Here is a 14,707-nt window from a genome sequence, read left to right as displayed (position 1 = left end):
TATATATTTTTCAGTTACTTAAGGTAACTATTAGTGTTTTGTTTAAATTAAAAAAATAGAAGTTAGCACCTTTTAATTTTTTTTTGATTAAAAGAAAAACAAAAAAAAAGCCTCTTTAGAGACTTTTTATATTTTATTGTTTTTTTTAGTATTCATCCTCATTCCAAAGGTAATCATCTTCTGTGGGATAATCTGGCCAAATTTCAATAATAGAATCATAAGCATCGCCTTCATCTTCGATATCCTGTAAGTTTTCTACAACTTCTAAAGGAGCTCCAGTTCTAATGGCGTAATCTATTAATTCGTCTTTGGTTGCTGGCCAAGGTGCATCTGCTAAATAAGATGCTAATTCTAATGTCCAATACATTTCTTATCGTTTAATTTTGTGCAAAAATAATTTTTTTGCTGAATTATGCAAGTCTTTTTTAAGAAATATAAAATGAAGTTATTGTTAATTTTTATTAGATACTGAAAACCAATATGTTGTGTAATTTGTAAATGATTAAATAACTTCAAAATCGATAAAAAAAGAACTTATTATTTTTTTTCGGGAATCCATTTAACTTCCTCTATTAACAAATCTTTGGTCAATTTTCGTGCCAACACAAAAAGGTAGTCAGAAAGTCGGTTTAGGTATTTTAAAATGTCATCATTAATGTTTTCTTGGTCATTTAATTCTACAGACAAACGTTCTGCACGTCTGCAAACACATCTTGCCACGTGACAGAATGACACTGCTTGATGACCACCAGGTAAAATAAAATGTGTCATCTGAGGAAGTTCTTGATCCATTACATCAATTTCATTTTCTAAAAATAAAATGGAATTGTCATCAATTTTAGGAATGTTTAACCGCTCTTTCCCCGATTTTAACGTTTCTTTTTCTGGAGGTGTAGCCAACATTGCACCCAAAGTAAATAGTTCATTCTGTATTTTTAGTAATGAAGCTTTGATATCATTACTAATTTCTTGATCTTTAATTAAGCCTATGTAAGAGTTCAACTCATCTACAGTTCCATAACTTTCAATACGTAAATTGTACTTTTTTACTCGTGTACCACCAAATAAACCTGTTGTACCATTATCGCCTGTTTTCGTGTATATTTTCATTTAAATGAGTTTCAAATTTGATTCATCAAAGTTACGAAGATTGAAAACTGTTTAAATAAACCTTAACAAGATTTAACAGTTTAACAGTTTTATAAGTTATACTCTTATTTTAAAATTTTCTTTAGCTTGCTCTTTTCTAAAAAATAGTAATCCGAAGTAAAACAAATTTATAGTTACTATAACTTTATTATCTTGAATTATTTTTGACCATTTTAATTGATGTTTTTTTGTAGCATTAATATCATCAATAATTATAATATGTTTTGAATTTAATTTAGAAAAATAAGATGTAGATATGTTGTTTAAATTTTTGATATATAATATTTTAAAGGTGTTTTTTGATTTTTCTTTAAAAGCTGTTTTGTCAAAGTTTATCGTTTCAATTTGATAATAAGTAATGATTTTTGAGAGTAATTTGCTCTTTTTTTTTGACATGCCTTTGAGTTCTTTATAGTGATCAAAATCTATATTTTTCAACTTTTTGTTATATAAGGCTTTTGTTACAAAATCAAAAACAAAAGGGGAATGTACTCCATGTTTGTTTGTAGATGTTAGTAAAAACTTAAGGTAAGAAAAGAATCTAAAAAGCATTCTTAATGTTTCTTTTTTTTAGTGAATAAATTGAGAACTGAAATGATTAAATTCGCACAGCAAACATACATAAATCTACTGATATGATCTCTAAAACTGAATATTCGCCTTATTTTGAACAATACATGCAACTTGTTGCTCAAAATCAAAAATCGATACTAGAAAATTTAACAGCTTCTCAAAAAGATTTTGAAGAAACGTTGAGAAAATTACCTAAAGAAAAAGGAAGTTTTGCCTACGCTGAAGGTAAATGGACATTGAAAGAATTGATTCAGCACATTATAGATACAGAACGAGTTTTTTGTTATCGAGCTTTATGTATTGCTAGAAATGAGGGCACTAATTTACCCGGTTTTGATCAAGATGTTTTTGTTGATAATTGCGAAGTACATGGCAGAAATTATTATGATTTGTTAGATGAAATGAAAACTTTAAGAGAAAGTACTTTACAGCTATTTAAGAGTTTTTCTGATGATGCTTTATTAAGAATAGGGCTTGCATCTGGCAATAAAATATCGGTTAGAGCTTTAGGATATTTATTTTCTGGACATCAAATGCATCATTTAAACATAGTTAAAGAAAGATATTTGTAAGTTTGCAGAAATAATAAGAAAATGAATTTACCAAAGTTTTTATTGGCAGATAATAGCAATTATCCAGAAGATATTTTTGTGTTACATACCGAGTTTCCACGTTTTATGATTAATCTTAAAGATGATGAAATTGAGTGGTTTGAAGATTTAACCGGAGAAAATGAAGAAGATATTGCTACTGAATTAGCAGATTTGATGGACAAAGCAGGAGAATTTTATGATTCAGAAATGAAACAATACGAATAAAAAATGCCCAACTTAGTTTTTACACTAATATTGGGCACCAACTAACCAACCAGTTGTTTTTTATGCTGCGTTAATTTTTACAGGAATGATATAAATTTCTTGTTTTTTAACACCTTTTACGTTTATTTTTTTATAATTCAATTTTCTTTTTACTAAAGAATTGAATTCAGTTACATTGGAATCTACAGAAATAATTACAATTTCATTTTTATTGTTGACCATAAATGAAATTTCTCCAGAAGTAGATTCTTTTAATTCAACTTGAACTTTGTCTCCTAACATAGAAACCAGTTCTGTTCTAAGTTGTTGGGTGACTTTTGAATAGTTTTTTTCAGTTGCATGTGTTGAAAAAGTGGTTGCTAAACTAATTGCAATAATAGCGATGATTGATTTTAAATTTCTCATAATAAGTGTGTTAAGTTAAATGTTATACATCTAAAAGACGTCTGTTACTTAAAAACGTTTCACTTAAAATGCCACTTTAATATACTATTAACATAATTCTGATGTTCTTAACAGATTTTAACGATTAAAGCAACTAGCGTTCATCTTTTACAGGAATTTCAAACTAATTTTTAATTCTTTTCTAAATTTTACTTCATAATTAAAAAGCATATAAGATTGTTGAAAACCGAAATGCAGTGTAATAGTTGTAAATTAAAATTTATAAAGTTTTAAAAAGTGTTGTATTAAGTTGTATTATTAACTCAACTTCTCTGCCAAATACTTAGCAGTATAGGATGCTGTATTTTTAGCCAATTGTTCTGGAGTTCCTTGAAAAATTAAGTTTCCGCCATTTTTGCCACCTTCTAAACCTAAATCAATAATATAATCTGCACATTTAATTAATTCTATGTTGTGTTCTATTACTATGATGGAATGTCCTTTTTCTATCAATGCATTAAAAGAAGCCAATAACTTTTTAATATCATGAAAATGTAAACCAGTTGTAGGTTCATCAAAAATAAATAAGGCTTTATCTTTAGTATTTCCTTTCACTAAAAAAGATGCTAATTTTATACGTTGTGCCTCACCACCAGAAAGTGTAGACGAAGATTGCCCTAAAGTAACATACCCCAAACCAACATCTTGCAAAGGTTTTAGTTTATTTGCAATTTTGGTAACCAAATTTTCTGCAAAAAACGCAACAGCATCATCAATAGTTAAATTTAGAATATCGTCAATCGTTTTTCCATCAAACTTAACTTCTAAAACCTCCTTTTTAAAGCGTTTACCTTGGCAAGTATCGCATTCTAAATGCACATCTGCCATAAATTGCATTTCAATGGTCACTTCGCCTTCACCTTTACAAACTTCACAACGTCCACCTTCTACATTAAAAGAAAAATGTTTGGGTTTGTAGTTTCTTATTTTTGATAATTTTTGATTTGAAAATAAGGCACGAATATCATCATAAGCCTTAATATAGGTAACAGGATTAGAACGTGAAGAACGTCCAATAGGATTTTGATCAATAAATTCGACTGATTTTAAGGTGTTAAAACTTCCTTTAATATCTGTATGTTGGCCAATTTTATCTCCATAACCATTCAGTTTTTTCTGCAATGCAGGATATAAAATCTTTTTTACCAACGTACTTTTTCCAGAACCAGAAACACCCGTAATTATAGACAAACTGTTTAGTGGAAACGTAACATTAATATTTTGTAAATTATGTTCTCTAGCACCAATAATTTCTATACTATTTTTTGAAGTTTTGCGTTTTGTTGGCACTTTAATTTGTAAATCTTCGTTTAAATATTTGGCAGTTAACGAATCTGATTGTAAAATTTCTTGGTACGTACCCTCAGCAACTACATTACCACCAAAGGTTCCTGCTTCTGGACCAATATCAATAATATAATCAGCTTCTTTCATAATATCTTCATCGTGTTCAACAACCACAACTGTGTTGCCTAAATCGCGTAAATCTTTTAAAACACCAATTAAACGTTCTGTGTCTTTTGGATGCAAACCAATGCTAGGTTCATCTAAAATATACATAGATCCTACTAAAGAACTTCCTAAAGAAGTGGCTAAGTTAATTCGTTGACTTTCACCACCAGAAAGTGTATTTGACGTTCTATTTAGAGTTAAGTAGGAAAGACCAACATCAGTTAAAAATTTTAAACGATTATTAATTTCTGTAAGTAAACGTTTACCGATTTTCTCTTCGTATTTATTTAGGGTGATGTTTTTAAAGAAAATCGCTAATTCATCTAATGGTAAAGAAACCAAATCAGAAATGGTTTTTTCATTTATTTTTACGTAATTGGTTTCTTCTCGTAAACGATTTCCATTACAGGTGGTACATTTTGTTTTACCACGATAACGAGATAACATTACACGATTTTGGATTTTGTAACTTTTTTCTTCTAAAACCGAAAAGAAATGATGAATTCCGTTAAAAGATTTGTTTCCATTCCAAACCAATTCCTTTTGTTGGTCTGATAATTCAAACCAAGGTTTGTGAATAGGAATATCAAATTTGTAAGCAACCGCAATTAAATCTTCTTTATAATGCACATATGAAGGCGTTCTGAAAGGAAATATAGCATCATCATAAATGGATAATCCTGTATTTGGTATTACCAAATCTTCATCAATACCAATTACATTTCCATAACCTTCGCAAGTAGGGCAAGCGCCATAAGGATTGTTAAAACTGAATAAATGTGTGTTGGGTTCTAAGAAAGCCATGCCATCTAAATCGAACTTATTGCTAAATTCAGCAACTTTATCATCCGTTAAATTTTGAATAAAACAAATTCCTTTTCCTTCAAAAAAGGCAGTTTGTATGGCATCTGCCAACCTGTTGTAAAAATCTTCATCATTTTTAGTAACAATTCTATCTACCACTAAAAATAAATTTTCATTTTTAAAATCAGTTTGCGGAAAATCAGCAATTCGATATACTTTATCATTCCATTTTAAACGAGCATACCCTTGTTGCTCTAAAACTTTAAGAACGGTTTTTAAATCTCTATTTTCATCAATAGTAATAGGGGCAAGGAGTAATAATTTGGTTCGCTCTTCAAATGTTTTTACAAAATTAATAACATCAGAAACCGTATCTTTTTTTACCTCTTTACCAGAAATAGGAGAGTAGGTTTTACCAATTCTGGCATATAATAATTTAATATAATCATAAATTTCTGTAGATGTACCAACTGTAGATCTTGGATTTGTAGAATTTACCTTTTGCTCAATGGCAATTGCTGGTGCAATACCTTTAATATAATCTACCTTAGGTTTGTCTAATTTTCCTAAAAACTGGCGTGCATAAGAAGACAGACTCTCTACATAACGTCTTTGACCTTCAGCGTATAAGGTGTCAAACGCTAAAGAAGATTTCCCTGAGCCAGAAAGACCCGTAATTACCACCAACTTATTTCTTGGAATAACAACATCAATATCTTTTAAGTTATGGAGTTTAGCTCCTTTTATGATAATATTTTCTTTCGGATTTACAGTAGAAATATCAGTGTGCATATAGTATGAATATAAGGGATAAAAATACCACTATTTTCATCGATTTTAAAATAATGATCGTTGTCTATTTTGTTAAAAAATTTGTATACTTAAAAATAAAAGTTATATTTGATGACTTAATAACCACAAAATTAGACGCATATAGTTAAAAACTACTTTATAATTTATTAATAAAATAATAAAAACAGAAGAGCCAGATGTTCTTCTAAAAGTAGTTATGGTACGAAAAAAATCAATTTCAGACAGCGCTTTAGTAAGTGGTTATATTCATGGAGATGAATCCGCTTTGAGTGTTCTAATTCATAGACATCAACAGCGTTTATTTAGCTTTATTTACAGTAAGGTAAAAGATAAAGACATTACAGAAGATGTTTTTCAAGATACATTTATAAAAGTTATTCGAACTTTAAAAAAAGGAAATTACAACGAAGAAGGTAAATTTTTGCCTTGGGTGATGAGAATTGCGCATAACTTAGTGATTGATCATTTTAGAAAATCGAATAGAATGCCTGCATTTAATACTACAGATGAATTTGATATTTTTTCTGTTTTAGGTGATGGAAATTTAAATGCCGAGAAACAAATTATACAAGAACAGATTTTTGCTGATGTTAAAGAATTGGTAAATGAATTACCAACCGAACAAAAAGAAGTTTTAATTATGCGAATGTATAAGGATATGAGCTTTAAAGAAATAAGCGAAAATACAGGTGTTAGTATTAATACAGCTTTAGGTAGAATGCGTTATGCGCTTATAAATATGCGTAAATTAATAGAAAAACATAAAATTATTTTAGTAAATTAACAATAAAGTAAAATATGCATCGTTACTTATTTATAACCAACGTATTAAACAGTATATATGATGCAACTTTACTCAAAAAAGTCATCTGAATTTCAGATGCAACCCAAACAAGAAACAGTTCAATTTTTGATTGATTTTTCCAAATCGCTAACTATTGTGAAAACTAAATCAAAAGATTTCATTGAATTGAATTTGAATTAAGAGTGGAAAAAGCTTCAACAGATGTTGGGGCTTTTTTTATGGTAAATAATGAGACTATAACTTTTTGGTAATTTTATACTATACGTTTATTTATTATTTTGTGAAGTAGTGTAGATTTTTATTTTCATCACCTTACTACCATATTACAAAGTGTTGATAATTATAAAGCTAGTGTTAAATAGAAAACTTTACATATTTAAAGCGCATTATTTACCTCAATCCAAAATCCGTTCGGATCTTGAAAATATACTTGTAAAATTCCATCTTTTCTAATGTAATCTTTTTTTGGTGTATCTAGCCAATCTGTATAATCAATATTTAATGAAATTAAATGGTTAACAAACGAATGGACATCTTTTGTAGTTAAAGCAAAATGAACAGCTTTGTTTACTTTGATTTCAAAATCAGGACGAGGAATTAAATGCAGCTGTCTTCCTTCGCCTAAAGAAAGCCATCTTGTTTTAGAATTTGAAGCCGTATTTTCTATCTCTTTAAATTGAAATACTTTTTGGTAAAATGCTACAGATTTATCGACATCTTTTACAGAAAGCGCAATGTGATTAAACTTAAAATTGATCATATTTAAACTTAATTTAAATTCAAATATCGAAAATTATTTGCTGATGTTTATGAAAAATTGTTAGAAAAACTTAATGAAATTATACGTTTTCATAAAAAATATCTAAAAATGGATATTCTTAAAGTTGTGTTAAAGCCTAAAAATAGTGTAACTAATTGAATAAAGCAGCGTCTTATTTGCATACAACTATACTCTTTAGAAGATACTTAGTTGAATTAGTTAGTTTTTAATAGTTGATTAGAGTCAAAAGCATTTTGTTTTTGACTCTTTTTTTGCTTAATTTTTACGAGGAATTTTATCACGCTGAATTTTGCCCATTTTAAGTGCTTTATAGTTTTCATAACACCCTAAAATTGCTTCAATCATTTGTAAATCCGAAGCTTTTTTTATAAAATATTCAGAATAACTACAATCTGTTAAGAGTTCAGTTAACTCTTGTCTGTCCATATTCAAATATTCCATCATAACTTCTCTATCAAATTTACCAGCTAACATTTTACGCAAATCATCTTCTTTCTTCAGTTTTTGTAATTTTTTTAATTGTTTTGGTTTTTTGCCAAAAAGATTGTACAAAAAGTCAACAGGTTGAAAAAGCGCAGCAACTGGAGATGCAAAATTTCTTTTTTGAGGTTCGCCAACCTCATAAGTTTGTGGTAATCCGTTAATATGAATTCTGGTAAATCTATCTTTTGGTACTTGTTTTACATCAATTTCTAAAACACCAATTAGTTTGGTAGATTTTATAATAATTTCTTTAATTTGTTCTGGTTTTTCGTATAGTGCAATTTCTAACTCATTACCTTTTAATAAATCGTTGGTAACTTTAACTTTAATAGACGAAAACCCTAAGTAAGAAACCAAAATGGTATCGTTTGCAGTTGTTGGCAACTCAAAAAAACCTTTATCATTTGTAATGGTTCCTTGTACAGTATTTAGATTTAAAATATGTGCAGCACTTAAAGCCTGCTTATTAACAGCGTGTATAATTTGCCCTTTTAATGTTTTAGTACGAATACTATCTTGTTGAGAAAATGTACTTAAACTTAAAAACAATAAGCACAGAATGAGTATATTTTTTTGCATAAAAACAAAATTAAGTATAAAACCGAATAGAAAGGTTAATATTATGTGAAGATGTAAAATAATTTTTAAGTGCGCACGAGAAGATTCGAACTTCCACTTTCTTACGAAAACAGCCCCCTCAAGGCTGCGCGTCTACCAATTTCGCCACGTGCGCAAAAAAACTATTTTTAAATAAAAAAGTTAAGCGTAAGCTTAACTTTTTTAGTGACCGGGCTGGGGCTCGAACCCAGGACCCTCTCCTTAAAAGGGAGATGCTCTACCAACTGAGCTACCAGGTCTAAAAATTACGAGGTGCAAATATACTATCAATCATTTAAAACTGAAATATAAATTTGAAGAAATTTTAACGATATTTACAAAAAATTTAAAAAAATGAGATTAGTTCTGCTAGGATATATGGCTTCTGGAAAATCGAGCATTGGTAAAAAACTTTCTAAAACTTTAAATATCAGTTTTATAGATTTAGATGATTACATTGTTGACAAAGAAAAAATGTCTATTACAACCATTTTTAAAGAAAAAGGAGAAATTTATTTTAGAAATATAGAACATCGATATTTAAAAGAAATTTTAGAAAAAGATGAGGATTGTATCCTTTCTTTGGGTGGAGGCACACCTTGTTATGCAAATAATATGGAACTTATAAATAATTCAGATTCCATTTCTATTTATTTACAGGGTAGTGTGCCAACAATGGTTAAAAGGTTAATTAAGAAAAAGGCTAAAAGACCATTGATAGCCTCTTTGGGTGATAATAAAATACCAGAATTTGTTGCCAAACATTTGTTTGAAAGACGTTTTTTTTATGAACAAGCTAAAATGACTTTTAAAATTGATGGTAAAAAAAAGAGCGAAGTTGCAGATGAAATTTATAATATTTTAAACTAAATATGCTCTAGCTTCATCTTCAAAAAAATCAACTTGTACATGTTCTTTAATAGATGTTGATAAAGAAACCCCTTTAAAGTCGGCTTTTACAGGATATTTTTTATGATTTCTATTTACTAAAACAGCAGTTTTAAAACGTTTTAAAGGTACTTCTAAAAAGTGTTTAACACCATAAATTAAAGTAGTACCAGAATTTAAAACATCATCAACTAGAATTAAAGGCTTATTTTTGTAGTCTTCAACTTTTAAAGATGTAGAAATAGCTTCTAAAGGTTTTTTCTTGTTAATATTTACTTGACAAAGTGTAATTTTTAAAGTAGATATTTCGTTTAAAATTTTCACCAATTTTTCAGATAATAGATAGCCATTACCAACAATACCAGCAATAATAACTTCTTTTTCATTACTGTTGGTTTCATAAATTTGATAAGCAATACGTCTTATCTTTTGATTTATTTGAGTAGTATTTAAAATAATATTTCCTTCTATTGTCATAATTTTACAAATCTTCGGTAAATCCTTCTATATCTCTTCTATCTTTTTTGGTTGGCCTACCAGCTCCCTTTTTGCGATAGTAATCTTTTGAGTATTTTAAGAGTTCATTTTTTTCAAATTCTTCTTTTGGTGTAATATCTTTTCGATATAAATCCACCAATTTTGCACCCACTCTGCTTTTTGGTAAATCTAAAACTTTTATTTGATAATTAATTTGGTTTTTACGAATCAAAATTAATTCATTACCATAAACCTCTTTTGATGGTTTTATATTGCTATTATCAATTTTAACTTGTCCCTTTTTACAAGCTGCAGTTGCTATGCTTCTTGTTTTAAAAATACGAATACACCACAAGTATTTATCTACCCTCATAAAAAAAGTTAAAATATATCTTTTGTCTTTTTACAAAGGTATAAAAATGGTAAATTGCACGCTCAAATTTTATGATTAAATGACTAAAATAAAATATTTATTTGCTTTAATATTATTTGCAGCGATTGTATATGCTTGTGACGATAATTTAAATGGTTTTACAAATCCTTACGAAAATGTAGATTATGAAGCTTTGGCTATTTCTGATAATGATACCATTGTTACTTTTTTAGAGAGTCATTATTATAATGAGAGTTTAGATTCTTTACAATTAATTGATGCAAATCAAACGTCATTATTAGCAGATAGTAGGTTAGAAATTATTGAAACAGAACAAAATAGTATTAACTACAAATTATATGTTTTTGTTACTGAAGAAGGTGTTACAACACCTCCTAAAGGAAATCCAACTGAAATGGATTCTATTTTTGTAAATAGGAAAGGAATACAACTTTTAAATAATAGTTTAGATACAGACCCTTTTGACGAGGCAGATGAAACTTGGTGGAGTTTGGCAAATACTTTTGGTATTTCTGGCAGTGCATCTACACCAATTAGAGGTTGGACAAAAGGATTTCCAATATTAAAGCCGGGTGAAAATATTACCAACAATGGTCCTTTAACGTTCCAAAATACAGGAAAAGGTTTTATTTTTATACCAAGTGGTTTAGCTTACCCTTCTATAAATTATCAATTAGGTGGATTAGATAATGCTTTATTTGACCAAATAATTGTTTTTAAAGTGGAACTTTTAGACTTTGTAAAAGACACTGATCATGATAATGATGGTATTCCATCAATTGAGGAAGATGCTGATGGTGATGGAGATCCTACAAATGATTATAGTGATTCTAGTCAACCTAATTTACCAGATTATTTAAATCCTAATTACTAAATACAAATAAGTAGTTTATAATTTTATAGGTTTACATTAAAAAACTCTTTTCTTAAATGAAAAGAGTTTTTTAATTATTATGAAATTTAAACTAAATATTGTTTTCTTTTTGTGCAACTGACTCTTTTAGTTTTAAAAATTTTGTGTTTTTCTTTTTATCAAGATAATGTCTTAAAACCCCACCTTTAACATTGTTTACATCAAATTCTATGGTAAATGCTTCAGCGTCGATATCATCTATAATTCTATGCATTTTTTTAATATCAATTCTGTTGATAATTGTATGAATGATGTCAAACTCTTCAGAAACTCCCTGACTACCAAAGCCAGAACTACCTTTATAAATGGTTAATCCTACTCCTAATTCTTCTAAAATGGCAATTTTAATCAAATCATTTTTTTTAGAAACAATGGTTACCCCAATAAAATCTTCAAAACCTTCAATTACAGTATCTGTAACTTTTGCAGCAATAATGTAAGTTAAAATAGAGTAGAGGGCAATTTCTATAGTTTCAACAAATGCAGTAACCGTAAATAAGATAATATTAAAAAACATTACAATTTTACCAATACTGATACCAAATTTATCATTCAAAAATATACCAAGAATTTCTGAACCATCTAAAACAGAACCATTTCTAATGGCAATTCCGATTCCTGAGCCAACTAATAATCCCCCAAAAATGGATATTAATAATTTATCATTGGTAATGGTCTGAAAATTTTCGAAATGAATGAATAAGGCTACCCCTAAAATACTTATAATAGATTTTATAACAATTCTTTTAGAAACAGTAAAATAGCCTAGAATTAAAAAAGGAATACTAAAAACAACCAATAAGTAAGACATGTTAATGTCTACTTGAGTTCTAACCAATAAAGCAATACCTGTAACCCCACCATCTAAAAAACCATTGGGTAAAAGAAAAGCTTTTAACCCCAAACTTGTTAACACTATTCCCGTAAAAATTTGAAAATATTCAGAGAAATAGTTAGAGGTTTTTTTATGGTTCATATTTATGGTATCAATTTTTTCTTTTACAAGCTAATAAAGTGTTTTTTAGTAACATGGCAATGGTCATTGGACCAACTCCACCAGGAACAGGTGTAATAAATTCAGATTTTTTAGAAACCTCATCAAAAGCAACATCTCCTACTAATCTAAATCCACTTTTTTTAGTAGAATCTGCTAATCTTGTAATTCCAACATCAATAACAGTAACATGGTCTTTTACCATATCTGCTTTTACAAATTCAGGAATACCAATTGCAGCAACAATAATATCTGCTTGAATTGTAATTTCTTTTAAATTTTGGGTTCTACTGTGGCACATGGTTACAGTAGCGTTTCCAACTTTTCTTTTTTGAGATAGTAAAATACTCATTGGACTACCTACAATATGGCTTCTACCTAAAACTACAACATGTTTTCCAGAAGTTTCTACATTATACCTTTCTAATAACTCTAAAATTCCAAAAGGAGTAGCAGAAATAAAAGTCGGTAAATTTAAAGCCATTTTACCTACGTTGGTTGGATGAAATCCATCAACATCTTTATCAGGATCTACAGCCATAATTACTTTTTGCTCGTTGATATGTTTTGGTAATGGTAATTGCACTATAAAACCATCAATATCGTTATCAACATTTAAAATAGCAATTTCGTTTAGTAATTCTTCCTCTGTGGTTTCTTCTGGCAATCTAATTAATGAAGATTCAAAACCAACACGTTCGCATGCTTTTACTTTGGCATTTACATAGGTGATGCTTGCGCCATTATTGCCTACAATTATTGCAGCCAAATGCGGAGTTTTATGTCCTTCAGCTTTTAAATTACTAACTTCTACAGCAATTTCTTCTTTGATATCTGCTGATGTTTTCTTTCCGTCTAAAAGTGTCATATATGTAATTACGAATTTTAAATTTAGAATTATGAATTAAAGTTTTCAGATATTGAAAATTTAAAATTCGTAATTCATAATTGATTTTTAACGCATTCCTTTCATCATTTGCATCATCTTTCTACCACCACCACCTTGCATCATCTTCATCATTTTACTCATTTGGGTAAATTGTTTCATCAATTGATTTACTTCTTGAATTGTTGTGCCAGAACCTTTTGCAATTCTCTTTTTTCTACTTGCATTGATGCTTGATGGTGTACTTCTTTCTAATGGTGTCATAGAATGAATAATCGCTTCAATCCCTTTAAAAGCATCATCATCAATGTCTACATCTTTCATTGCTTTACCTGCTCCAGGAATCATTCCTACCAAATCTTTCATACTACCCATCTTTTTGATTTGTTGAATCTGACTTAAAAAGTCGTCAAAACCAAACTGATTTTTAGCAATTTTCTTTTGCAATTTTCTTGCTTCTTCCTCATCATATTGGTCTTGGGCACGTTCTACAAGAGATATAACATCTCCCATACCCAAAATACGATCTGCCATTCTATCTGGATGAAAAACATCAATAGCTTCCATTTTTTCACCAGTACCAATAAATTTAATTGGTTTATCAACCACAGATTTAATAGATAATGCAGCACCACCTCTTGTATCACCATCTAATTTTGTTAAAACAACTCCTTCAAAATTTAAGATGTCGTTAAAGGCCTTAGCCGTATTTACAGCATCTTGCCCAGTCATAGAATCTACCACAAATAAAGTTTCTTGTGGATTTACAGCCTTATGAATGTTAGAAATTTCTGTCATCATTTCTTGATCAACGGCTAAACGACCAGCTGTATCAATAATTACAACATTTTTTCCATTAGCTTTGGCATGTGCTATAGCGTTTTTAGAAATTTCAACAGGGTTTTGATTACCTACTTCTGCATAAACTTCAACCCCAATTTGTTCACCAACAACTTGTAATTGGTTAATGGCTGCAGGTCTATACACATCACAACCTACTAAAAGAACTTGTTTTGTTTTCTTAGTTTTAAGATAGTTTGCTAGTTTACCAGAAAACGTGGTTTTACCAGAACCTTGTAAACCAGACATTAAAATTACAGTTGGTGATCCTCCTAAATTAATACCAACAGTTTCACCACCCATTAATGCAGTAAGTTCGTCTTTGACCAACTTTACCATTAATTGCCCAGGATTTAATGTAGTTAATACATCTTGCCCAATGGCTTTTTGCTGTACTTTTTTAGTAAAATCTTTGGCAATTTTAAAATTAACATCGGCATCTAAAAGTGCTCTACGAACTTCTTTTAGTGTTTCTGCAACATTTATTTCTGTAATTTGCCCATGCCCTTTTAGGGTGTGTAAGGCTTTATCTAATTTATCGCTTAAATTATTGAACATAATTTGTATTCTGTTTTAAAACACAAATATAAAAATAA

At 29.1% G+C, this 14,707-nt stretch carries 17 protein-coding genes and 2 tRNA genes; 5 read left to right on the top strand and 14 right to left on the bottom strand.

The features are described from left to right. Window positions 1-145: 145 nt before the first annotated feature. From SJY27_RS03395 to SJY27_RS03385, 3 genes are all read right to left on the bottom strand, one after another. Window positions 146-367, bottom strand: coding sequence for a DUF2795 domain-containing protein (locus tag SJY27_RS03395; protein ID WP_015479930.1), 222 nt, complete (start codon window positions 365-367; stop codon window positions 146-148). A gap of 170 nt (window positions 368-537) precedes the next feature. Then, a complete protein-coding gene (locus tag SJY27_RS03390; protein WP_397446854.1) occupies window positions 538-1,110 on the bottom strand; it encodes a cob(I)yrinic acid a,c-diamide adenosyltransferase in 573 nt (190 codons plus the stop codon). Between the two features lie 96 nt (window positions 1,111-1,206). Further along, window positions 1,207-1,545, bottom strand: a complete 339-nt coding sequence (locus tag SJY27_RS03385) for a hypothetical protein (protein ID WP_397446853.1) — start codon at window positions 1,543-1,545, stop codon at window positions 1,207-1,209. Between the two features lie 239 nt (window positions 1,546-1,784). Here SJY27_RS03385 and SJY27_RS03380 point away from each other — a divergent pair, with 239 nt between their 5' ends. Together SJY27_RS03380 and SJY27_RS03375 are read left to right on the top strand one after the other, a co-directional pair. Then, complete coding sequence (locus SJY27_RS03380; protein ID WP_397446852.1) at window positions 1,785-2,294, top strand: DinB family protein; 510 nt, start codon at window positions 1,785-1,787, stop codon at window positions 2,292-2,294. A 21-nt stretch (window positions 2,295-2,315) separates the two neighbouring features. Next, the gene (locus SJY27_RS03375) at window positions 2,316-2,540 is read left to right on the top strand and encodes a hypothetical protein (protein WP_397446851.1); all 225 of its coding nucleotides are present in this window, start codon (window positions 2,316-2,318) and stop codon (window positions 2,538-2,540) included. A 60-nt stretch (window positions 2,541-2,600) separates the two neighbouring features. Here SJY27_RS03375 and SJY27_RS03370 read toward each other — a convergent pair whose 3' ends face one another. Next, a complete protein-coding gene (locus SJY27_RS03370) occupies window positions 2,601-2,945 on the bottom strand; it encodes a hypothetical protein (RefSeq protein ID WP_397446850.1) in 345 nt (114 codons plus the stop codon). Between the two features lie 297 nt (window positions 2,946-3,242). Next, window positions 3,243-6,032, bottom strand: a complete 2,790-nt coding sequence (uvrA, locus tag SJY27_RS03365; RefSeq protein WP_397446849.1) for an excinuclease ABC subunit UvrA — start codon at window positions 6,030-6,032, stop codon at window positions 3,243-3,245. Between the two features lie 217 nt (window positions 6,033-6,249). On the opposite strand from uvrA, the gene SJY27_RS03360 reads away from it, so the two are divergent. Further along, window positions 6,250-6,837, top strand: coding sequence for an RNA polymerase sigma factor (locus SJY27_RS03360; protein WP_397446848.1), 588 nt, complete (start codon window positions 6,250-6,252; stop codon window positions 6,835-6,837). 397 nt (window positions 6,838-7,234) lie between these two features. Here the strand turns inward: SJY27_RS03360 and SJY27_RS03355 are convergent, their stop codons facing one another. The 4 genes from SJY27_RS03355 to SJY27_RS03340 all read right to left on the bottom strand — a co-directional run bounded on the left by SJY27_RS03355 (window position 7,235) and on the right by SJY27_RS03340 (window position 8,979). Next, window positions 7,235-7,618, bottom strand: coding sequence for a VOC family protein (locus tag SJY27_RS03355; protein ID WP_397446847.1), 384 nt, complete (start codon window positions 7,616-7,618; stop codon window positions 7,235-7,237). Between the two features lie 276 nt (window positions 7,619-7,894). Beyond that, on the bottom strand, window positions 7,895-8,701 hold the full coding sequence (locus SJY27_RS03350; RefSeq protein ID WP_397446846.1) for a carboxypeptidase-like regulatory domain-containing protein: 807 nt from the start codon (window positions 8,699-8,701) through the stop codon (window positions 7,895-7,897). A gap of 70 nt (window positions 8,702-8,771) precedes the next feature. After that, a tRNA-Leu gene (locus SJY27_RS03345) sits at window positions 8,772-8,855 on the bottom strand. 51 nt (window positions 8,856-8,906) lie between these two features. Then, window positions 8,907-8,979, bottom strand: a tRNA-Lys gene (locus SJY27_RS03340). A 94-nt stretch (window positions 8,980-9,073) separates the two neighbouring features. Between SJY27_RS03340 and SJY27_RS03335 the strand changes: the two genes are divergently transcribed. Continuing rightward, window positions 9,074-9,589 carry a shikimate kinase gene (locus SJY27_RS03335; protein ID WP_397446845.1) on the top strand — a complete coding sequence of 172 codons (516 nt, stop codon included), beginning with the start codon at window positions 9,074-9,076 and terminating at the stop codon, window positions 9,587-9,589. Here SJY27_RS03335 and SJY27_RS03330 read toward each other — a convergent pair. Continuing rightward, window positions 9,581-10,084 carry a phosphoribosyltransferase family protein gene (locus SJY27_RS03330; RefSeq protein WP_397446844.1) on the bottom strand — a complete coding sequence of 168 codons (504 nt, stop codon included), beginning with the start codon at window positions 10,082-10,084 and terminating at the stop codon, window positions 9,581-9,583. The genes SJY27_RS03335 and SJY27_RS03330 overlap by 9 nt on opposite strands. A 4-nt stretch (window positions 10,085-10,088) precedes the next feature. Beyond that, on the bottom strand, window positions 10,089-10,457 hold the full coding sequence (locus SJY27_RS03325) for an RNA-binding S4 domain-containing protein (protein WP_397446843.1): 369 nt from the start codon (window positions 10,455-10,457) through the stop codon (window positions 10,089-10,091). A 79-nt stretch (window positions 10,458-10,536) separates the two neighbouring features. Here SJY27_RS03325 and SJY27_RS03320 point away from each other — a divergent pair, with 79 nt between their 5' ends. Further along, a complete protein-coding gene (locus SJY27_RS03320) occupies window positions 10,537-11,352 on the top strand; it encodes a peptidylprolyl isomerase (RefSeq protein WP_397446842.1) in 816 nt (271 codons plus the stop codon). Between the two features lie 91 nt (window positions 11,353-11,443). Here SJY27_RS03320 and SJY27_RS03315 read toward each other — a convergent pair whose 3' ends face one another. The 3 genes from SJY27_RS03315 to ffh all read right to left on the bottom strand — a co-directional run bounded on the left by SJY27_RS03315 (window position 11,444) and on the right by ffh (window position 14,669). Then, window positions 11,444-12,367 carry a YitT family protein gene (locus SJY27_RS03315; protein WP_397446841.1) on the bottom strand — a complete coding sequence of 308 codons (924 nt, stop codon included), beginning with the start codon at window positions 12,365-12,367 and terminating at the stop codon, window positions 11,444-11,446. Window positions 12,368-12,377: 10 nt separating this feature from the next. Beyond that, window positions 12,378-13,253, bottom strand: coding sequence for a bifunctional methylenetetrahydrofolate dehydrogenase/methenyltetrahydrofolate cyclohydrolase FolD (gene folD, locus SJY27_RS03310; RefSeq protein WP_397446840.1), 876 nt, complete (start codon window positions 13,251-13,253; stop codon window positions 12,378-12,380). 87 nt (window positions 13,254-13,340) lie between these two features. Continuing rightward, window positions 13,341-14,669, bottom strand: a complete 1,329-nt coding sequence (gene ffh, locus SJY27_RS03305) for a signal recognition particle protein (protein ID WP_397446839.1) — start codon at window positions 14,667-14,669, stop codon at window positions 13,341-13,343. Between the last annotated feature and the right edge of the window lie 38 nt (window positions 14,670-14,707).

Origin of the sequence: Polaribacter sp. R77954 (assembly GCF_044595335.1) — a bacterium.
GTDB lineage: Bacteria > Bacteroidota > Bacteroidia > Flavobacteriales > Flavobacteriaceae > Polaribacter.
Note: the sequence above shows the minus strand (reverse complement) of the source record. Positions and strands in the feature narration are given on the sequence as shown.